This is a genomic window from Streptomyces sp. NPDC048507, from assembly GCF_043199995.1.
Lineage (GTDB): Bacteria > Actinomycetota > Actinomycetes > Streptomycetales > Streptomycetaceae > Streptomyces.
The window spans coordinates 55442-76141 of record NZ_JBICWZ010000005.1 but is presented as its reverse complement, the minus strand read 5'-3'; the positions used below and the strand labels follow the sequence as shown (position 1 = coordinate 76141).

Here is a 20700-nt window from a genome sequence, read left to right as displayed (position 1 = left end):
GCTCCCGTTCGGGGCCGTAGTCGCGGATCACCGGCGAGAGGGGTCTTCAGCGGTACGACAACTCACCGGCGCGGGGGAGGGGACACGCCCGAACTCACTCCCCAGAGGGAGAACCGGCCGCGATCAGCCCCGTCTCGTACGCGCAGATCACCGCCTGGATCCGGTCCCGCAGGCCCAGTTTCGCCAGCACGTTGCCCACGTGCGACTTCACCGTGTGCTCGCTCACCGTCAGCGCCACCGCGATCTCCGCGTTCGACAACCCCCGCCCCAGGTGCAGCAGCGTCTCCCGCTCACGGGCCGTCAGCACCTCCAAACGCCGCACCGACAGCCCCCGCACGGCGGCCGGCCGCGCCGTCGCCGCCGTGTACTCCTCGATCAGCCGCCGCGCCACCGAAGGGGCCAGCAGCGACTCGCCCGCCGCCACCACCCGAACCGCGTGCACCAGATCGTCCCGCCGCACGTCCTTGAGCAGGAACCCGCTCGCCCCCGCGTGCAGCGCCTCGTACACGTACTCGTCCGAGTCGAAGGTCGTCAGCATCACCGTCCGGCACCGGCTGCCCGCCGAGATCCTCCGGCAGGCCTCGATCCCGTCCAGCACCGGCATCCGGACGTCCAGCAGGGCCACGTCCGGGGCGAGCCGGTCCACCGCCGCCACCGCCGCCGCGCCGTCGCCGACCTCCGCCACCACCTCGATGTCGTCCTGGACGTCCAGGATCATCGCGAAGCCGCTGCGCACCAGCTCCTGGTCGTCGGCCACCACCACACGGACCGTCATGTCCCCACCGCCCCCACCGCTCGCACCACTTCCATGACTTCCGGCGGTGAGAGGACCAGGCGGACCCCGACCGTGAACCCGCCGCCCGGTCCCGCTCCGAACGAGGCCGTCCCGCCGTGCGCCGCGGCCCGCTCGCGGATCCCGATGAGCCCGTGCCCCCCACCCGCAGAGCTGAGCGCCGGGCCGCCCGCCGCTCCGGCCGCCGGCCCCCGCCCGTCGTCGGCGACCGTCACCGTCAGGTCCCGCTCCCCGTACTCCAGGCGTACGTCCACCGACGTAGCCCCCGCGTGCCTGACCACATTGGTCAGCGCCTCCTGCACCACCCGGTGCACCGTCGCCTCCAGCGCCGCCGGAAGCTCGCGCACCGCGCCCGTACGCGCGTAGGTGACCGCCGTGCCCCCGGCCCGCACCCGCTCCAGCAGCGCCGGCAGGGCGCCGATCCCCGGCTGCGGGGCCCGCGGAGCCGGCTCGTCGGTGCGCAGTACCCCCAGCATGGTGCGCAGCTGCGCCATCGCGTCCCGGCCCGTCTCGGCGATGGCCTCGAAGGCCGCCTCCGCCCGCGCGGGCGCCCTGCGGACCGCCACCGGGCCCGCCTCCGCCTGCACGATCATGATGCTGACCGCGTGCGACAGGATGTCGTGCATCTCCCGTGCGATGCGGGCCCGTTCGCGCGCCGCCGCCTGCTCGGCCTCGATGCGGTTGGCCCGTTCCAGCTGCGCCGCCCGGTCCTCCACGGCCTGCGTGTACGCCTGCCGGGTCGCCTGGAGCCGCCCCAGCGCGAACGCCGCCGCGAACACGAACAGCGCGAACAGCAGCTCCCGGGCCGTCCGCGTGTTCAGCGCCACCGAGGCGAAGACCAGCACCGTCACCACCACGGCCATGACGGTCCGCACCCGCTCCGAGGAGTACAGCGCGATCGTGTGGACGGCGATCAGCCCGGCGTACGGCAGCGGCTGCCCGGGACCGTCCAAGGCCAGCCCGTACACCGAGCCCGCCGCGACCACCCCGAACAGCACCGCGACCGGGGCCCGCCGCCGCCACACCAGCGGCACGTTGCCGAGCGAGGTCAGCAGGTACGCCGTCCAGGTCGCGGGCGATTCCCGCGGATCGCGGGGCACCACGAACGGAATGGTCACCGCCGCCTGCACCAGCAGCGCCAGCCCCAGGTCCCGCCAGCGCGGATCGGCGGCCCACAGCCGCTCCCCCCAGGCCCGTATCACCGCCCGGGCTCGGCCCGTACGGAGGTCAGCGCGTCCACCCGGTTCGTGGTCACGGAGTCCACGCCCGCCCGGATCAGGGCGCGCATCGACCGCTTCGTGTCGGCCGTCCAGGCCGACACCAGCAGCCCGTCCCGGTGCAGGGCGTCGGTCAGCTCCCGGTCGACCAGGCCGAAGCGGTAGTTCAGCCAGCGCGGGGCCACCGCGTCGATCAGCACCCGGCGCGGCGGCGAGAGCGTCGTCCAGGTCAGCGCGATCTCCGCGCCCGGATCGGCGGCCCGCACCGCGAGCATGGTGTCCGGCCCGGCGCAGTAGTACGCGCGCTCGCGCGCCCCGCACTCGCGCACCAGGCCGACGACGGTCTTGACGGCCTCGAACGTGGCGCCCGGCAGGTCGATCATCACCCGGCCCGCCCCGGCGGCCATCAGGGCTTCGCGCAGGGTCGGGATCCCGCCCCCGGTGAGTTCCACCAGTTGCGGGGCCGTCACGGCGTCGAGCCGCACGTCGTGCCCCCACAGCCGTTCCAGGGTCTCGTCGTGGAGCAGGACCGGGACCCCGTCGCGGGTCAGTCGTACGTCGATCTCCACCGCGTCCGCCCCGCGCGCGAAGGCGGAGCGGACGGAGGCGAGGGTGTTCTCACGGAAGCGGTAGGGATCGCCGCGGTGGCCGACGGCCGTCAGGGTGCTCATGCACCCATTCTCGGGGGTCGGGCCGTGCGACGGGGCGTCAGCGGGCCAGCCATTCGGCGGTGTAGGCGTCGATCTCCGCGTTCAGCCGCGCCTTTCCGGCCGGGTCGAGGAAGGACGCCTCGACGGCGTTCTTGGCGAGTTGCGCGAGACCGCGCTCGTCGAGGTCGAGCAGCCGGGCGGCGACCGCGTACTCGTTGTTGAGGTCGGAGCCGAACATCGGCGGGTCGTCACTGTTGATGGTGACGAGCACGCCCGCGGCGACCATCTCCTTGACCGGGTGCCGGTCGAGGTCCGTCACGGCGCGGGTGGCGATGTTGGAGGTCGGGCAGACCTCCAGCGCGATCCGGTGCTCGGCGAGGTACGCGAGCAGGTCGGGGTCGCGGGTGGCGCTGGTGCCGTGGCCGATGCGCTCGGCGCCGAGCTCGCGGACGGCGTCCCAGATGGTCTCCGGGCCCGTCGTCTCGCCGGCGTGCGGCACGCTGTGCAGCCCCGCGGCCCGCGCCCGGTCGAAGTACGGCTTGAACTGCGGGCGCGGCACGCCGATCTCCGGACCGCCCAGGCCGAAGGAGACCAGGCCCTCGGGGCGCAGGTCGACGGCGAGCCGCGCGGTCTCGGCGGCGGCCTCCAGACCGGCCTCGCCGGGGATGTCGAAGCACCAGCGCAGGATGACGCCGAGCTCGGCCTCGGCGGCCTTGCGGGCGTCCTCGATGGCCTCCATGAAGGCCTGCTCGTCGATGCCGCGGCGGGTGGAGGAGTAGGGGGTGATGGTGAGTTCGGCGTAACGGATGTTCTGCCGGGCCATGTCGCGGGCCACTTCGTACGTGAGGGTGCGCACGTCGTCGGGGGTGCGGACCAGGTCCACGACCGAGAGGTAGACCTCGATGAAGTGGGCGAAGTCGGTGAAGGTGAAGTAGTCCGCGAGCGCCTCGGGGTCCGTGGGGACCTTCGAGTCGGGGTGGCGGGCGGCGAGTTCGGCCACGATGCGCGGGGACGCCGAGCCGACGTGGTGGACGTGGAGTTCGGCCTTGGGCAGCCCCGCGATGAAGGGGTGCAGGTCGGGCATGGGGGCCTCCGGGAGGACGCGGTGCGGGCGGGTCGGCTTCATCGTAGGCAGGCCGGGGGAGTGTCGGCGGCAGCGCATAGCATGGCTGTACGAGAGGGGGGCGCCGTATGACCGACCAGAGCCCCGAGCCGAGGGACCCGTGGGCGCCGCCCGAGCGGCCGGCCGTCGACCTGGGCAAGGCGGGCGGGGGACCCGCCGACGCGCCCGCAGCCGGGCGGCCGCCGCTCGCGGAGCCGGCGGCGGCCGGACCGACGCCCGCACCGGCCGCGCCGCCGGCGGACGCCCCGCCCGCACCGGCCCCGCCGCCCGCCGGCGCCGCCCCCGCGCAGCCGTTGCCGCCGTGGGCCGAGCCGGCGCGGACGGCTCCGGGCCGGACCCCGCCCGCGGGTCAGGCTCCGCCCGGGCAGGTCCCGCCCGCCCAGGCGCCGCCCGCCCCGGCCCCCGCCCAGGCGCCGTACGCGCCACCCGCGTCGGCCGCCTACGGCTACCCGGCCCAGCCGGACCCCGGGGCGTACGCGTACCCCGGGCCGCCGCCGGCTCCGGGCCCGCCCGGCCACCCTGGATATCCGGGCTACCCCGGCTACGCCGGTTATCCCGGCTACCCCGGTTATCCCGGCTACCCCCGGCCCGCCAGCAACGGCTTCGGCATCACCGCGCTCGTGCTCGGCATCCTCGCGGTGTTCGCCTGCACCACGGTCGTCGGCGGCATCCCGCTCGGCATCGCGGCGGTCGTCTTCGGTGCGCTCGGCCGGGGCAAGGCGGGCCGCGGTGAGGCCACCAACGGCGGGATGGCCCTCGCGGGGATCATCCTCGGCGGGGTGGGCATCCTGCTGGGCATAGGCATGACCCTGCTGATGTTCTTCATGCCCGCGCTGGACGACTCCACCGGCGACACCACCCCCCACGGCCCCGCCTCGATCTCGCAGGTCGACGCCCCGCAGCGCGCACGGGCCTGATCCCGCGGCCCGGCCCGGCCGCAGGCTCCCGGCCGCACGGGCCGGGAGCCGGTCAGGAGTACGCCGGGGACAGCAGGGTGGGGACCATGTACGGCCCGTCCGGGGCGCTGCGGGCCACCGGGACCCGGACCGGCCCCACCATCCGCGGGCAGGCGCACTCCAGGTCCGCGTCCACCCCCAGGACCGGCTCCCCGGCGCCGGTCTCCACCCGGAAGCAGACGGTCCAGCCGGAGGGGTACGGCGCCTCGTGGGAGCGGCGCACCGACAGCGCCCGCAGCCCCGTCTCCTCGGCGACCTCCCGCCGCACCGCGGCCTCCAGGTCCTCCCCGGGCTCCACCCCGCCGCCCGGCAGGGTCCAGTACTCGGGCCCGTCGTGCCGGCCGGAGGGTCCCCGGCCCCGCTCCCGCACCATGAGCACGCTGCCCTCCCGCAGGATGACGGCCGCCACCCTGCGGCGGCCCGCTCCGCTCACTGCCCGGCCTGCGCCGCAGTCCGCGCCCGGAGCTCTTCCCGGGCCTCCATCAGGGCGAAGCCCAGCAGGTTCAGCCCGCGCCAGCGCGCCGGGTCGAGGGCGCGCTCGTCGTCGGCGGCCAGCCCGATGCCCCAGATCCGGTCCACGGGACTCGCCTCCACCAGCACCCGGGACCCGGTCCCCAGCAGGTAGGACCGCAGCCCCGGATCGGAGCCGAACTTGTGCACGCTGCCCGCCACGACCAGCGCGAACCGCTCGCGCTCCCACACGGCGTCCTCGAAGCCGCGCACCAGCCGCCCGGCCTTCTTCGCTGCGGCCGGGCTCGTCGCCTCCAGCGCCGCCCGCTCCGCCTGCGGGTCCCCGAACAGCCTGGCCTTGCCGGCCATCATCCAGTGCTCGGCCGTGGCGTAGCTGACGTCACCCACAGTGAAAGCGGAAGGCCACCACTGGCTCAAACAGCTCGGTCCGAGCTGCCCGTCCGGCCGGGGCCGGTGCCCCCAGAAGGGCAGGTACTTCACCCGTTCACCACGGCTGACCTGCTCGATCAACGTGTCGATCATCTCCATGCACGCGAGTCTTTCAGCCACCACTGACACTTCGTACGGGATTTCGGGCGCGCCTCGACACATGGTCGACCGATTCCGTCGCGTAATCAAAAGGCAACAACGGAATCACTTGGCGGAGGAGAAGGCCTCTGTCAGGATCGGCACTCAATTCGAGCTGTAGCTACGGAGAGCGTGAGAGCGTGATGGGTAACCGCTTCCAGGTTAAGGACCGCTTCGCAGACGGCGCGCAGTACATCGACGGCCGGCTCCGCTCCGGTACCTCGGGTCGCTCGCACACCGTGGTCGACCCGGCGACCGGAGAAGAGGTGCTGACCTACGAGCTGGCCGGCACCGCGGACGTGGACGAGGCCGTCGCCGCCGCCAAACGGGCCTTCCCGGCCTGGTCGGCCGCCACCCCCGGGGAGCGGTCGGACGCGCTGCACCGGCTGGCCGGCGTACTGGCCGAGCAGGCGGAGGACTTCGCCCTGGCCGAGTCGCTCCAGTGCGGGAAGCCGCTCAAGCTGTCCACCGAGTTCGACGTACCGGGGACCATCGACAACACCGCCTTCTTCGCGGGGGCGGCCCGTCACCTCCAGGGCCAGGCGGCCGGCGAGTACTCCGGCGACCACACCTCCTACGTGCGCCGCGAGGCCATCGGCGTGATCGGCTCGATCGCCCCCTGGAACTATCCGCTCCAGATGGCCGCCTGGAAGATCCTCCCGGCTGTCGCCGCGGGCAACACGATCGTCCTGAAGCCCGCCGAGCTCACCCCGCTGACCTCGCTGATGTTCGCACAGGCGGCCAAGGAGGCGGGGCTGCCCGACGGCGTGATCAACATCGTCACCGGCGCCGGACGGGACGCGGGCGAGCACCTGGTCGGCCACCCCGACGTGGTCATGACCTCCTTCACCGGCTCCACGGCCGTCGGCAAGCGGGTCGCCGAGATCGCGACCGCCACCGTCAAGCGGCTCCACCTGGAGCTCGGCGGCAAGGCGCCCTTCCTCGTCTTCGACGACGCCGACCTGGAGGCCGCCGCGCACGGCGCGGTCGCCGCCTCGCTGATCAACACGGGCCAGGACTGCACCGCCGCCACCCGCGCCTACGTCCAGCGTCCGCTGCACGACGCCTTCGTCGCCCGGGTCGCGGAACTGATGGAGACCGTGCGGCTCGGCGACCCCTTCGCGCCCGGCACCGATCTCGGCCCGCTGGTCTCGCACGCCCAGCGCGACCGGGTCGCCGCCTTCGTCGAGCGCGCCCGCGCGTACGCCACCGTCGTCACCGGCGGCGAGGCCCCGGGCGGCGAGCTGGCGGCGGGCGCCTACTACCGGCCGACCCTGATCTCGGACGCCGCCCAGGACAGCGAGGTCGTGCAGTCCGAGATCTTCGGACCGGTCCTGGTGGTGCTGCCCTTCGACACCGACGACGAGGGACTCGCGCTGGCCAACGACACCCCGTACGGGCTCGCCGCCTCCGCCTGGAGCCGGGACCTCTACCGGGCGAACCGCGCCACCCGCGAGCTCAAGGCGGGCTGCGTGTGGGTCAACGACCACATCCCGATCATCAGCGAGATGCCCCACGGCGGCTACAAGGCCAGCGGCTTCGGAAAGGACATGTCCGTGTACTCCTTCGAGGAGTACACGCAGGTCAAGCACGTGATGTACGACAACACCGCGGTGGCGGCCAAGGACTGGCACCGCACGATCTTCGGGGACCGATAGCAGCCCGCCGCCCGACCGGCGGCACACCTCCCGAAAGGGCACAGCCCATGGAGCAGTTCGAGCCCGACCGCCTCTCCGCGGCCCAACTCGCGGCGATGCGGCGCAGCCTCACCGGTGGACGCGGGGCCCTCACCCGCCGTTCGCTGCTGCGCGCCTCCGGCGTCGGGGCCCTCACCGTCGGCGGCCTCGCGGCCCTGACCTCCTGCGGGATCCCGCCCGCCCGGCGCGAGGGCGGAGCGGCGGCCTCGGACGACCGCTCGGAGCGGGAGAAGGAGATCAGCTTCTCCAACTGGACCGAGTACATGGACACCAGCGAGGACGAGAAGTCCCGTCCCACGCTGGAGGAGTTCACGAAACGGACCGGAATCCAGGTCAAGTACACCGAGGACATCAACGACAACGTCGAGTTCTTCGGGAAGATACGTCCGCAGCTCGCGGCCGGCCAGGACACCGGCCGCGACCTGATCGTCGTCACCGACTGGCTCGCCGCCCGCATGATCCGCCTCGGCTGGGCGCAGAAGCTGGACCCCGCCCGGCTGCCGCACGCGTACGCCAACCTCTCCCCGCAGTTCCGCAGCCCCGACTGGGACCCGGGCCGCTCCTACAGCTATCCCTGGACCGGCATCTCGACCGTCATCGCCTACAACTCCAAGGCCACCGAAGGCAGGAAGGTCGATTCCGTCACCCAGCTGCTCGACGACCCCACCCTCAAGGGCCGGGTCGGGTTCCTCACCGAGATGCGCGACAGCGTCGGCATGACCCTGCTCGACCAGGGCAAGGACCCGGCGGACTTCACCACCGCGGACTTCGACGCCGCCGTCGGCCGGCTCCAGAAGGGCGTGGACAGCAAGCAGATCCGCCGCTTCACCGGCAACGACTACACCGCCGACCTCGACAAGGGCGACATCGCGGCCTGCCTCGCCTGGGCGGGCGACGTCATCCAGCTCCAGGCCGGCAATCCCGACATCAAGTACGCGGTCCCGGCGGCCGGGTACATCACCTCCAGCGACAACCTGCTGGTGCCCGCCCAGGCCCGGCACAAGGCGAATGCCGAGCGGCTCGTCGACTACTACTACGAGCTTCCCGTGGCCGCGCGGCTGGCCGCGTTCATCAGCTACGTCTGCCCCGTCGAAGGGGTCAAGGACGAGCTCGCCAAGATCGACCCGGCGCTCGCGGAGAACACGCTGATCGTCCCGGACAAGGCGATGACCGCCAAGTCCCACGCCTTCCGCTCGCTCAGCAGCGAGGAAGAGACGGCGTACGAGGAGAAGTTCACCAAGCTCATCGGCGCCTGACCGCCCCGTCCGGCCCCGCCGCGCCCCCGTTCCCCCCCCCCGCCCCGTCCCCCCCGTTCCACCCACCCTCCGCGCTCCCGCACCCTTCCGACACCATCACCGAAGGCCGCGACCCATGACTGACAAGACCGCGAGCGGCGACGTCCGCCTCGCCGGGCTCAGCAAGCACTACGGTTCCTTCACCGCCGTGCACCCGCTGGACCTCACCATCCCCCAGGGCTCCTTCTTCGCCCTGCTCGGCGCATCGGGCTGCGGGAAGACCACCACCCTGCGCATGATCGCCGGCCTGGAGGAGCCCTCCACCGGCACCGTCAGCCTGGGCGAGCGCGAGGTGACCCACCTGCCGCCGTACAAGCGGCCGGTGAACACCGTCTTCCAGAGCTACGCGCTGTTCCCGCACCTGAACATCTTCGAGAACATCGCCTTCGGGCTGCGCCGCCGCGGCATCAAGTCCGTCAAGAAGCAGGTCGACGACATGCTGGAGCTGGTACAGCTCGGCCAGTTCGCCCAGCGCAAGCCGCACCAGCTCTCGGGCGGCCAGCAGCAGCGGGTCGCCGTCGGCCGCGCCCTGATCAACCACCCCCAGGTGCTCCTGCTCGACGAACCGCTGGGCGCCCTCGACCTCAAGCTGCGCCGCCAGATGCAGCTGGAGCTCAAGCGGATCCAGACGGAGGTCGGCATCACCTTCGTCCACGTCACGCACGACCAGGAGGAGGCCATGACGATGGCCGACACGGTCGCGGTGATGAACGGCGGGCGGGTCGAGCAGCTGGGCGCCCCCGCCGAGCTCTACGAGAACCCGCGGACCACCTTCGTCGCCAACTTCCTCGGCACCTCCAACCTCATCGAGGCCGAGGTCCTGGAGGCCGGTGCCACCGACGTCACCGTCACCTCGGCGGGCACCAGGCTCCGGCTGCCCGCCAAGCGATGTTCGACCACGCCCAGCGCGGGCGGAAAGCTGCTGGTCGGAGTGCGTCCGGAGAAGATCTCCCTGGTCCACGCGGACGACGAGGACACCGTCGCGGCCGGCCGCAACAAGATCGCGGGCCGGATCGCGGACTCCTCCTTCATCGGCGTCTCCACGCAGTTCGTCATCGACAGCCCGGTCTGCCCGGAGCTGGAGGTGTACGCGCAGAACATCGAGCGCGACGCCCGCCTCGTGCCCGGCGCCGAGGTCATACTCCACTGGAACCCCGAGCACACCTTCGGCCTCGACGCGGCCCAGGACATCGAGGCGGGCATCGAGACCGTCGAGGAGAACGCGTGACCGCCGTGGCCGCGCCGCCCGAGGCGCCCGCTCCGGCCGGCCCCCCGGTGCACAAGGCGTCGCTGCGCAAGCGCCTGATCCCGTACTGGCTGCTGCTGCCCGGCATCCTGTGGCTGCTCGTGTTCTTCGTGCTGCCGATGGTCTACCAGGCCTCCACCTCGGTGCAGACCGGCTCCCTCGAAGAGGGCTTCAAGGTCACCTGGCACTTCCAGACCTACTGGGACGCCTTCACGGGCTACTACCCCCAGTTCCTGCGCTCCCTGCTCTACGCGGGCACCGCGACCGCGCTCTGCCTGCTGCTCGGGTACCCCCTCGCCTACCTGATCGCGTTCAGGGCGGGCCGCTGGCGAAACGTTTTGCTGATCCTCGTCATCGCCCCCTTCTTCACCAGCTTCCTCATCCGCACCCTGGCCTGGAAGACGATCCTGGCCGACGGCGGCCCGGTGGTCGGCGCCCTCAACGCGGTCGGCTTCCTGGACGTCACCAGCTGGCTCGGCATGACCGAGGGGGACCGCGTGCTGGCCACGCCGCTCGCGGTCGTCTGCGGTCTCACGTACAACTTCCTGCCCTTCATGATCCTGCCGCTGTACACCTCGCTGGAGCGCATCGACACCCGCCTCCACGAAGCGGCCGGGGACCTGTACGCACGCCCCGCCACGGTGTTCCGGAAGGTGACGTTCCCGCTCTCGATGCCGGGCGTCGTCTCCGGGACGCTGCTCACCTTCATCCCGGCCAGCGGCGACTACGTCAACGCGGAACTGCTCGGCTCCACGGACACCCGGATGATCGGCAACGTCATCCAGTCGCAGTACCTGCGCATCCTCGACTACCCGACGGCGGCCGCGCTGTCCTTCATCCTCATGGCCATCGTGCTGATCATGGTGTCCATCTACATCCGCCGAGCGGGGACGGAGGACCTGGTCTGATGGACAAGCCCCTTGGCTGGCTCCGCCGCAACGCCGTCGTCATCGCGGGACTGGGCACGCTGGCGTACCTGATCCTGCCGAACGTCGTCGTCACGGTCTTCTCCTTCAACAACCCCGCCGGGCGCTTCAACTACGCCTGGCAGGAGTTCTCGCTCGACGCCTGGAAGGACCCCTGCGGGGTCGCCGACCTGTGCGGATCCCTCTCGCTCTCCCTCCAGATCGCCCTGTGGGCGACCATCGGGGCGACCGTGCTGGGCACCGCCATAGCCTTCGCGATGGTCCGCTACCGGTTCCGGGGGCGCGGCGCGGTCAACTCGCTGATCTTCCTGCCCATGGCCATGCCCGAGATCGTGATGGCGGCGTCCCTGCTCGCCCTCTTCCTGAACATGGGCATCCAGCTGGGCTTCTGGACGATCCTGATCGCCCACGTGATGTTCTGCCTGAGCTTCGTCGTCGCCGCCGTCAAGGCGCGCGTCCTGTCGATGGACCCGAGGCTGGAGGAGGCCGCGCGCGACCTCTACGCCGGACCGGTGCAGACGTTCCTGCGGGTGACCCTGCCGATCGCCGCCCCCGGCATCGCGGCCGGCGCGCTGCTGTCGTTCGCGCTCTCGTTCGACGACTTCATCATCACCAACTTCAACTCGGGCAACACCGTCACCTTCCCCATGTTCGTGTGGGGATCGGCCCAGCGCGGTACGCCCGTCCAGATCAACGTCATCGGCACGGCGATGTTCGTCATCGCGGTACTGGTGGTGCTCGCCGGCCAGTGGGTCGGCAACCGCCGCAAGAAGGCACAACCGAAGTAATCAGTTCAGTTCCGTAGGGAGTTGGAAGCCATGGCCCCAGTCGCCATGCGAAGTGTTGCGAAATCCCTTTCCGAAGCGAAGCCGGTCGCGTACTGGCTCGACGACCCCGGCAAGCCCGCCGCGCAGCCGGCCCTCACCGGGGACGAGCGCTGCGACCTGCTCGTCGTCGGCGGCGGCTACAGCGGACTGTGGACCGCGCTGATCGCCAAGGAGCGCGATCCCGGCCGGGACGTGGTCCTGATCGAGGGCAAGGAGGCGGGCTGGGCCGCCTCCGGCCGCAACGGCGGTTTCTGCGCCGCCTCGCTCACCCACGGGCTCGCCAACGGCATCGCCCGCTGGCCCGGGGAACTGGCCAAGCTGGAGGAGCTGGGCGCCCGCAACCTCGATGAGATCGAGGCGGCGGTCGCCCGCTACGGCATCGACTGCGACTTCGAGCGCACCGGCGAGATCGACGTGGCCACCGAACCCCACCAGGTCGAGGAGCTGCGCGAACTCCACGAACAGGCGCGCGAGCTCGGCCTCGCCGACGGCTCCGAATGGCTGGACCGGGACGCGCTGCGCGCCGAGGTCGACTCCCCGACCTTCCTCGCCGGCCTCTGGGACCGCGACGGCGTCGCCATGCTCAACCCGGCGAAGCTCGCCTGGGGCCTCAAGCGGGCCTGCCTGGAGCTGGGCGTACGGATCTACGAGAACACCCGCGGCCTGAAGATGTCCGCGGTCGGCGCCGGGATGGCCGTCACCACCCCGTACGGCACGATCCTGGCCCGCAGGGTCGCGCTGGGCACCAACATCTTCCCCTCCCTGGTCAAGCGGATCCGCCCCTTCACGGTGCCGGTGTACGACTACGCGCTGATGACCGAGCCGCTCAGCGAGGAGCAGCTGGCCTCCATCGGCTGGAAGCGCCGCCAGGGCCTGGGTGACAGCGCCAACCAGTTCCACTACTTCCGGATCACCAAGGACCACCGGATCCTGTGGGGCGGCTACGACGCCATCTACCCCTACCGCGGCAAGCTCGACTCCGAGTACGACCACCGGCCCGAGACCTACCTCAAGCTCGCCGAGCACTTCTTCACCGCCTTCCCGCAGCTGGAGGGGCTGCGGTTCAGCCACGCCTGGGGCGGCGCCATCGACACCTGCTCCCGCTTCTCGGCCTTCTTCGGGACGGCGCACGCGGGGAAGGTCGCCTACGCGGCCGGCTTCACCGGCCTGGGCGTGGGCGCCACCCGCTTCGGGGCCGACGTGATGCTGGACCTGCTGGACGGGGTGAGCAGCGAGCGCACCCGGCTGGAGATGGTGCGCAGCAAGCCGATGCCGTTCCCGCCGGAGCCGTTCGCGTGGACGGGGATCACCCTCACCAAGTGGTCGCTGGCCCGCTCCGACGCCCGCGGCGGCCACCGCAACCTCTGGCTGCGCACCCTTGACCGCTTCGGACTCGGCTTCGACAGCTGACGCAGGCGGCGCCCGGGGATGGCGCACGCCCCCGGCGCACACCCGTACGGACCCTGTGACCCGGTTCACTACTACGAAGTAACGGAACCCGCGTCATAACGCCGCCCGGCCCCGCTCTCTCCCGGTGAGAAGGCTTCACCGCACACGAGACGAACGGAGGCCGGGCGATGACGTTCCCGGGGGCCAAGACGGCAGTGGAATGGCTGGTATCGGTGGCGCCGGACCCCGATGCCTGCCGGTGGGAGTGGGAGCGCAACCCCCTCGGGGTCGCCCTCCTGCCCGCCGGCCGGAGCTGGGACGTGCTGATCCTGCCGGGGGAGCTGGGGCAGGGCACCCTCGACGTGCTGCACCTGCTCACCGCCCGGCCCGGCCCGGTGCTCTCCGACTTCGGGAACGCCCGGCTGGGCTTCTTCGTGCCGCCGGGCACGGCGTCCCGCTGGCTCGGCACGGGCGTACGGGGAGCCGGGCGCGGCAGCTGGATCGTGGTCCCGTACCCGGGCCGGGCGACGGGCGGGGTGCGCTGGCTGGTGGTCCCGGACGGCGAGGGGACGCTCACCGACCCGGTGGCGCTGGAGCTCGCGATGCACGAGGCGGCGGCGGGCGTACGGGCGGGGGAGGGCCGCACCCCTTGACAAGAGGATTGGTCTGGACCATCTTGGGCGCCGCCGCCGCTCCCACGCCAGGGGGCCGGCGCCATCCCCCCATGCCCCGGAGGCAGTTGTGCGCAGAGTGCTCCCCCTCCTCACGGCCGTCGCCCTGGCGGCGGCCGGACTCCTCACCGCGGGCCCGCCCGCGGCGGCCGCCGACGCCGACCTCGTCCGCAACGGCGGCTTCGAAGCCGGCCTCGACGGCTGGAGCTGCTCCGGCGGATCCGGAGCCGTCGTCACCGCCCCGGTCCACGCCGGGAGTTCCGCCCTCAGGGCCACCCCGGCCGGCCAGGACAACGCCCGCTGCTCCCAGAACGTCACCGTCAAACCCGACTCGGCGTACACCCTCACCGCCTGGGTGCAGGGCCCCTACGTCTACCTCGGCGCGAGCGGCACCGGCACCACCGACACCTCCACCTGGACCCAGACCCCGGGTGCCTGGAAGCAGCTCACCACCACCTTCCGCACCGGCCCCGCCACCACCTCCGTGACGGTCTACACCCACGGCTGGTACGGCCAGGGCGCCCACCTCACCGACGACGTCACCCTGATCGGCCCCGATCCCGGCGGCACCGGCCCCGGCCAGCCCCAGCCCCCGGCCGCCCCCACCGGCCTGACGGGCACCGCGGGCTCCGCCTCCACCGTCGCCCTGTCCTGGGCGGCGGCCACCGGGGCGACCTCGTACAAGGTCTACCGCGACGGCGCCGACCCCGTGACCGCCGCCACCACCTCGGCCACCGTCACCGGCCTCGCCGCCGCCACCCCGTACACCTTCCGGGTCGCCGCGGTGAACGCGGCGGGCGAATCCCCGAAGAGCACGCCGGTCACCGTCACCACCGGCCCCGGCGGCGGCAACCCGGGCAACCCCGGCCTGCCCGCGCACGCCCTCGTCGGCTACCTGCACAGCAGCTTCGCCAACGGTTCGGGTTACGTCCGCATGGCCGACGTGCCCGCCTCCTGGGACGTCATCAACCTCGCCTTCGGCGAACCCACATCGGTCACCTCCGGCGACATCCGCTTCCAGCTCTGCCCGGTCACCGAATGCCCGAACGTCGAGACCCAGGCCGAGTTCAAGGCCGCCATCAAGGCGAAGCAGGCCGCGGGCAAGAAGGTCCTGATCTCCATCGGCGGCCAGAACGGCCAGGTCCAGCTCGCCACCACGGCCGCGCGCGACGCCTTCGTCTCCTCCGTCGGCAAGATCATCGACGAGTACGGGCTCAACGGCCTCGACATCGACTTCGAGGGCCACTCCCTCTCCCTCGCGACGGGCGACACCGACTTCCGCGCCCCGACCACCCCCGTGATCGTCAACCTGATCTCCGCCGTGAAGACCCTCAAGGCCAAGTACGGCCCGGACTTCGTCCTGACCATGGCCCCCGAGACCTTCTTCGTCCAGCTCGGCTACCAGTACTACGGCTCAGGCCCCTGGGGCGGCCAGGACCCGCGCGCCGGCGCCTACCTGCCGGTCATCCACGCCCTGCGCGACGACCTCACCCTGCTGCACGTCCAGGACTACAACTCGGGCTCCATCATGGGCCTGGACAACCAGTACCACTCCATGGGCGGCGCCGACTTCCACATCGCCATGACCGACATGCTGCTCACCGGCTTCCCCGTCGCGGGCAACACGGCCCGGGTCTTCCCGCCGCTGCGCCCCGACCAGGTCGCGATCGGCCTCCCGGCCACCCCGAACGCGGGCAACGGCCACACCCCGCCCGCCGAGGTGAACAAGGCCCTGGACTGCCTGACGAAGAAGACCAACTGCGGCAGCTACCAGACCCACGGCACCTGGCCCGCGCTGCGCGGCCTGATGACCTGGTCGATCAACTGGGACCGCTTCGGCGGCGCCGAGTTCAGCCGCAACTTCGACACCTACTTCGGCGGCTGACCGCTCACCCGGCCGCCCGGTGGTCGGGCCTGAGCGGCGCCCCCGCTCCGGCCCGGCCGCTTCGAGGCGGCCGCGCGGACGCCCAGCAGCGAGGGGGTGCACAGGAGGAGGCTGGCCAGGACGTCCAGGGGCCAGTGGAAGCCGCGCAGGATCAGGCCCGTCGCGGTGAGGGCCGTCAGGAGGGCGGCCAGGGCCTGGGGCCAGGGGCGGCGGGTGTCCGGGGCGATGAGGAGGGCGGCGCAGGTGTAGGCCGTCAGGGCCGTGGCGGTGTGCCCCGAGGGGAAGTAGCCGGCGGCCCAGGGTTCCAGGGGGCCCGGACGGGCGGTCCAGTCCTTGAGGGGGACGATCAGCGCCGGTACCAGGGCCATCGCCAGGCCCGCCGCCAGGGCCGCCCGGCCCCGGCCGCGCCGGGCGGCGTACGCCATGGCGAGGGCCAGGACGGGTACGGCGACCGGGATGTTGCCGAGGTCGGCGAGGCGTTCGGTGACGGAGTCCGGGACGGTGCGCACCAGGGCGCGGCTCAGCGCGCGATCCGGGGTCAGCAGCGGTCCCGACACCAGGACCTGCCAGGTGATCAGGGCGAAGAGGGCCGCGCACGAGGCGGCGCAGAGGGCCGCGAGCGCGGCGGGAGATGTGGCCGGCCGTCCCGGAACAGGGGGGGTGGTTCCGGGACGGCCGCCCGGATCGGGTTGCCGTGCGCCCCGGGGGGTTTGGGGCGGACGGCCGTCCGATCTGAGAGGAGTGTGCGCGAACGCATGCCCAGTACGGCGCTGGGGAAGCCCGGTACCGGTATCGCTTCCGGTTTCCCGGGAGCGGTCTGTCTCACTCATCTGCAGAAACCGTACGCCAGCGAAAGGGGGACCGACAGCGGGAAAGCGCTCCCGCCATCGGCCCCCCACACGTTCTTCACAGCGCCCGACCGTTACCACCGGTAGGGAAGGGCCCGTCTGTTCGGACGCTCGATCAGATGGCCGCGAAGGCGGCCTCGATGACGTCCAGGCCCTCGTTCAGGAGGTCCTCGCCGATGACGATCGGGGGGAGGAAGCGGAGCACGTTGCCGTAGGTGCCACAGGTGAGGACGAGGACGCCCTCGGCGTGGCAGGCCTTGGCGAGCGCGCCGGCCGCCTCCGGGAACGGGGTCTTGGAGACCGGGTCCTTGACGAGCTCGATCGCGATCATGGCGCCGCGGCCGCGGATGTCGCCGATGATGTCGTACTTCTCCTGCATGGCCGTCAGGCGGGTCTTCATGACGGACTCGATCTTCTTCGCCGCGGCGTTGAGGTCGAGCTCCTTCATGGTCTCGATGGAGCCGAGCGCACCGGCGCAGGCGACCGGGTTGCCGCCGTAGGTGCCGCCGAGGCCGCCGCCGTGGACCGCGTCCATCATCTCGGCGCGGCCGGTCACCGCGGCGAGCGGCAGGCCGCCCGCGATGCCCTTGGCGGTGGTGATCAGGTCGGGGACGATGCCCTCGTCCTCGCACGCGAACCACTGGCCGGTGCGGCAGAAGCCGGACTGGATCTCGTCGGCGACGAAGACGATGCCGTTGTCGTTGGCGAACTTCACGAGCGCCGGGAGGAAGCCCTTGGCCGGCTCGATGAAGCCGCCCTCGCCGAGGACCGGCTCGATGATGATCGCGGCGACGTTCTCGGCGCCGATCTGCTTGCTGATCTGGTCGATCGCCTGGGCGGCGGCCTCGGGGCCGCAGTTCTCGGCGCCGGTGGGCCAGCGGTAGCCGTAGGCGACCGGGACGCGGTAGACCTCGGGGGCGAACGGACCGAAGCCCTGCTTGTACGGCATGTTCTTCGAGGTCAGCGCCATCGTCAGGTTCGTACGGCCGTGGTAGCCGTGGTCGAAGACGACGACGGCCTGGCGCTTGGTGTACGAACGGGCGATCTTGACGGCGTTCTCGACGGCCTCGGCGCCCGAGTTGAACAGGGCCGACTTCTTGGCGTGGTCGCCCGGGGTCAGCTCGGCGAGGGCCTCGCAGACCTCGACGTAGCCCTCGTAGGGGGTGACCATGAAGCAGGTGTGGGTGAAGTCGGCGAGCTGTGCGGAGGCGCGGCGCACGACGGCCTCGGCGGAGGCGCCGACGGAGGTCACGGCGATGCCGGAGCCGAAGTCGATGAGGCGGTTGCCGTCGATGTCCTCGATGATGCCGCCGCCCGCGCGGGCCGTGAAGACGGGCAGTACGGAGCCCACGCCGCCGGCGACCGTCGCGAGACGGCGGGCCTGCAGCTCCTGCGACTTGGGGCCGGGGATCGCGGTGACGATGCGGCGCTCCTGCGGGACAGCGGTCATAGGGGGCTCCTGGGGGTGTTTTCGGACGCACTTGTGTCTTTGTCCGCAGGCTAGGCCCGGGGGAGGGGGTACGGCATGCGCCGATCGGGAGTGGTGTCCGCGTGTCCTTGTCCGCGGCGGCCATAGGAGGGGGGCGGGACGCGTCGTGTGGATCACGGCGGGGTACGGGGCCAAGGCGGGGGCCGGGCACTAGATTGAGCGCCGCGGTGCGCGCGCATGGCACGGGTAGGGGGCAGGGGTTCATGGACACCGAAGGCACGTACGACGGACGCACGGCCCGGGAGGGCCGCATCCCCCGGCCGGCGGCCCCGCCGATGCCCGCTTCGGTCCCTCCCCGGCCGGACTACGCCCCCGGCCGGCCCGCGGGCGACCAGGATTCCGGTCTCCTGCGCTGGCTGCGCACCGCCCGCCCGGCGGCCGAACCCGGTATCTGGCGGTACGGGTACACCCCCCGCGCGACGGTCCAGTCCTCGAAGGCTTCCGACCGCGCCCTGATCAACGGAGCCGTCCTCTCCTTCCTGGGCTGTGTGCTCGTCTGGTCCCTCATGCGCAAGGGTTACATCCCCCTCTGGGACGTCCCCCTGAAGCTCGTCACGCCCGAAGGGTGGTGGGCGCCCGGCGCCGGAAGGTGGTGGATGCCCAGCTCCGGCGAACCCGTCGCCGGGACCGGTGGCGTGAGGGCCAAGCCGATCTACGAACTCCTCTTCGACGCGGCGCTGCTCTACGGGTTCGGCCGCCTCGGGAGCTGGCGCACCGCCTGGAACCGGCTCGTCGTTGCACGGGGCGCCGGCGTGCAACTGCTCGCGGCCGCGCTCCTCGCCGCGTTGACCCTGCTCCTCGTCCATTCGTTCGAACTTCCGCTGCGGAACCTCACTGAATCGTTCCTGATCTTCGACGGGACGACGGAGCAGAACCGAGAGCTGCAGGACAATTCCAGAACGATCGTCGACGCCGTGGTGATCCTCGCCTTCGTCTGGCTCGGCTGTGGGTCACGTCTGCTGCGCCGTTTCTCCGCCTCCTCCCACAGGTCCGGACCGTCGGCCGACGGTCCGGCGGGCGGGGGCCGCCGGAGCGCGCCGGCTGCCGAGGATCCGTCGGATGACGTCGTTCTGTACGGAGAAGTGAGGTCCGCCGGACTGGTGGTGGTGACCGACCGGCTGGAGTCCGAGGTGGCTGCCGGGCGGATGAACGATGTCGACTTCGTGCGGATCCGGCGGGCGTGGAGCGGGGTGCGGGCCGATCCGGCGCGGTTGCGGGCCTTCGGGGCGGCCGTCATGGCCGACGGCGGGGGTGCCTGTGCGCACCCCTCCGGGGACCGGGACCTGCCCGCGCGGGCAGCCCGGCACGATCTGCTCGCCCGGCAGGTGCTCCTCGGCACCGTCGAGGACCAGGAGCGCAACCCCTACGCCCGGCGCGGCACCTCCCTCGCCCTCGACCCCGATGTGCTCGGCACCTCCCTGCTGGCCGTCGGGCCCTCCGGGACCGGCAAGAGCGCCCGGCTGGTGCGGCCCGTCGTGGAGTCCCTGGCGCTGCAGGCGCTGGCCGGGCAGGCCGCCGTCGTCGCCGTCGGCGCGGCGGGGGCGCCGCTCGGCCCCGACGCCGCCTACGACGTCGTCGTCCGCATCGGCGACCCCGCCTCCGTGCACGACCTCGACCTCTACGGCGGCGCCGCCGACCCCGACGAGGCCGCCACCCTCCTCGCCGAGGCCTTCGTCGGAGACGTCCCCGGACTCGACGTGCGCCGCGCCGCGACCGCCCTCGCCCAGCTCCTCGGCCCCTTCCGGGCCGCCCACGGCCGCTTCCCCGGCGTGCCCGAGCTGCGCGAGCTGCTCGACGGGCTGCCGGCCGCCCTCGACGCGCTGCGCCACGCGCTCGACGGCACCGGGCAGCAGGCCATGCTCCGCGAGCTCGACGCGCGGGTCCGCCAGTACGGGGCCCCCGGCGACCCCGGCCCGGCCCTCGCCGACCGGCTCGCCCTGCTGGACCGGCCCGCCTTCGCCGGGTTCTTCGACCCCACCGGGCAGGGCCGGCCCTTCTCCATGCGCGCCCTGGAGCACCCGGTCCGGGTCCGCATCGACCTCCCCGAACGCGGTCACGCCGACGCCTCCCGGATGCTGGCCCGGCTGCTCCTCGCGCAGTTCAACGCCTGCGCCGCCGCCCGCGGCGACCGTTCGCTGTTCGCCTTCCTCGCCCTGGACGACGCCTCGCACACCCTGACCCCGGAGACCGTCCGGGGCGTGCAGCGGCTGCGCTCGGCGAACGCCGGGGTCCTGCTGACCCTGCGCGCGCTGGACGACGTACCGGAGGCCCTGCGCACGCCGCTGCTCGGCGCGGTCGGCTGCCGGATGGCCTTCTCCGGGGTCACCACCTGGGACGGGAAGCGGTTCGCCGAGGCCTGGGGCACCGAGTGGGTCGAGACCCGGGACGTCACCCACCGCACCGTCTTCGCCGACCAGCCGCTGACCCGTGCCATCCACGCCTTCCGCAAGCTGGTCACCGGCAAGGCCGTCACCACCGACGCGGTGACCGTGCGCCAGGTGGAGCGCGAGCGCTGGTCGGCCTCCGAGCTGGCGCACGCCGTACCGCCCGGGTGTGCGGTGCTGTCGCTGACCTCCGTCACGGGGGAGCGGGCGGCCCCGCTGCTGGTCCGGCTGGCCGGATCGGGCTGAGCGGACCCGTACGGGGTGGC

18 protein-coding genes are annotated in these 20700 nt (G+C 72.5%); 10 read left to right on the top strand and 8 right to left on the bottom strand.

Annotated features, from left to right (window positions below; genetic code table 11):
- Positions 1–94: 94 nt before the first annotated feature.
- Genes ACGFXC_RS16315 through ACGFXC_RS16300 form a run of 4 tightly spaced genes read right to left on the bottom strand, consistent with a single transcriptional unit; the run spans position 95 to position 3744 of the window.
- Positions 95–775 (bottom strand): response regulator, encoded by a 681-nt coding sequence (locus tag ACGFXC_RS16315; RefSeq protein ID WP_393713289.1) that lies wholly within the window; start codon positions 773–775, stop codon positions 95–97.
- Positions 772–1992 carry a sensor histidine kinase gene (locus ACGFXC_RS16310; RefSeq protein WP_393713781.1) on the bottom strand — a complete coding sequence of 407 codons (1221 nt, stop codon included), beginning with the start codon at positions 1990–1992 and terminating at the stop codon, positions 772–774. Before ACGFXC_RS16310 ends, ACGFXC_RS16315 begins: the two co-directional genes overlap by 4 nt.
- The gene (locus ACGFXC_RS16305; protein ID WP_393713288.1) at positions 1992–2681 is read right to left on the bottom strand and encodes a glycerophosphodiester phosphodiesterase; all 690 of its coding nucleotides are present in this window, start codon (positions 2679–2681) and stop codon (positions 1992–1994) included. The genes ACGFXC_RS16310 and ACGFXC_RS16305 overlap by 1 nt, the downstream gene beginning before the upstream one ends.
- A 37-nt stretch (positions 2682–2718) precedes the next feature.
- Positions 2719–3744, bottom strand: a complete 1026-nt coding sequence (locus ACGFXC_RS16300) for an adenosine deaminase (RefSeq protein ID WP_393713286.1) — start codon at positions 3742–3744, stop codon at positions 2719–2721.
- 107 nt (positions 3745–3851) lie between these two features.
- On the opposite strand from ACGFXC_RS16300, the gene ACGFXC_RS16295 reads away from it, so the two are divergent.
- Positions 3852–4700, top strand: a complete 849-nt coding sequence (locus ACGFXC_RS16295) for a DUF4190 domain-containing protein (protein ID WP_393713285.1) — start codon at positions 3852–3854, stop codon at positions 4698–4700.
- 52 nt (positions 4701–4752) lie between these two features.
- Here the strand turns inward: ACGFXC_RS16295 and ACGFXC_RS16290 are convergent, their stop codons facing one another.
- Both ACGFXC_RS16290 and ACGFXC_RS16285 read right to left on the bottom strand, forming a co-directional pair.
- Complete coding sequence (locus ACGFXC_RS16290; RefSeq protein ID WP_393713284.1) at positions 4753–5148, bottom strand: NUDIX domain-containing protein; 396 nt, start codon at positions 5146–5148, stop codon at positions 4753–4755.
- Between the two features lie 20 nt (positions 5149–5168).
- Positions 5169–5738, bottom strand: coding sequence for an NADAR family protein (locus tag ACGFXC_RS16285; RefSeq protein ID WP_393713282.1), 570 nt, complete (start codon positions 5736–5738; stop codon positions 5169–5171).
- Between the two features lie 182 nt (positions 5739–5920).
- On the opposite strand from ACGFXC_RS16285, the gene ACGFXC_RS16280 reads away from it, so the two are divergent.
- The 8 genes from ACGFXC_RS16280 (at position 5921) to ACGFXC_RS16245 (ending at position 15713) form a co-directional block, all read left to right on the top strand.
- Complete coding sequence (locus ACGFXC_RS16280; protein ID WP_393713779.1) at positions 5921–7435, top strand: gamma-aminobutyraldehyde dehydrogenase; 1515 nt, start codon at positions 5921–5923, stop codon at positions 7433–7435.
- Between the two features lie 47 nt (positions 7436–7482).
- Entirely contained in the window at positions 7483–8730 is a 1248-nt protein-coding gene (locus ACGFXC_RS16275; RefSeq protein WP_393713280.1) for a spermidine/putrescine ABC transporter substrate-binding protein, read from the top strand.
- A gap of 115 nt (positions 8731–8845) precedes the next feature.
- The gene (locus ACGFXC_RS16270) at positions 8846–9997 is read left to right on the top strand and encodes an ABC transporter ATP-binding protein (protein ID WP_393713278.1); all 1152 of its coding nucleotides are present in this window, start codon (positions 8846–8848) and stop codon (positions 9995–9997) included.
- A complete protein-coding gene (locus ACGFXC_RS16265; protein WP_393713276.1) occupies positions 9994–10923 on the top strand; it encodes an ABC transporter permease in 930 nt (309 codons plus the stop codon). Before ACGFXC_RS16270 ends, ACGFXC_RS16265 begins: the two co-directional genes overlap by 4 nt.
- The gene (locus ACGFXC_RS16260) at positions 10923–11729 is read left to right on the top strand and encodes an ABC transporter permease (RefSeq protein WP_393713275.1); all 807 of its coding nucleotides are present in this window, start codon (positions 10923–10925) and stop codon (positions 11727–11729) included. Before ACGFXC_RS16265 ends, ACGFXC_RS16260 begins: the two co-directional genes overlap by 1 nt.
- A 30-nt stretch (positions 11730–11759) precedes the next feature.
- Positions 11760–13178: an NAD(P)/FAD-dependent oxidoreductase gene (locus tag ACGFXC_RS16255; protein ID WP_393713273.1), complete on the top strand. Its 1419-nt coding sequence runs from the start codon at positions 11760–11762 to the stop codon at positions 13176–13178.
- Positions 13179–13345: 167 nt separating this feature from the next.
- The gene (locus ACGFXC_RS16250) at positions 13346–13810 is read left to right on the top strand and encodes a hypothetical protein (RefSeq protein WP_393713271.1); all 465 of its coding nucleotides are present in this window, start codon (positions 13346–13348) and stop codon (positions 13808–13810) included.
- Positions 13811–13898: 88 nt separating this feature from the next.
- The gene (locus ACGFXC_RS16245; protein ID WP_393713270.1) at positions 13899–15713 is read left to right on the top strand and encodes a chitinase; all 1815 of its coding nucleotides are present in this window, start codon (positions 13899–13901) and stop codon (positions 15711–15713) included.
- Here ACGFXC_RS16245 and ACGFXC_RS16240 read toward each other — a convergent pair.
- Together ACGFXC_RS16240 and gabT are read right to left on the bottom strand one after the other, a co-directional pair.
- Positions 15698–16270, bottom strand: coding sequence for a phosphatase PAP2 family protein (locus ACGFXC_RS16240; RefSeq protein ID WP_393713268.1), 573 nt, complete (start codon positions 16268–16270; stop codon positions 15698–15700). The genes ACGFXC_RS16245 and ACGFXC_RS16240 overlap by 16 nt on opposite strands.
- A 406-nt stretch (positions 16271–16676) precedes the next feature.
- Complete coding sequence (gene gabT, locus ACGFXC_RS16235) at positions 16677–18011, bottom strand: 4-aminobutyrate--2-oxoglutarate transaminase (RefSeq protein WP_393713266.1); 1335 nt, start codon at positions 18009–18011, stop codon at positions 16677–16679.
- 242 nt (positions 18012–18253) lie between these two features.
- Here gabT and ACGFXC_RS16230 point away from each other — a divergent pair, with 242 nt between their 5' ends.
- Complete coding sequence (locus ACGFXC_RS16230; protein WP_393713264.1) at positions 18254–20680, top strand: ATP/GTP-binding protein; 2427 nt, start codon at positions 18254–18256, stop codon at positions 20678–20680.
- The last annotated feature ends 20 nt before the right edge of the window (positions 20681–20700 follow it).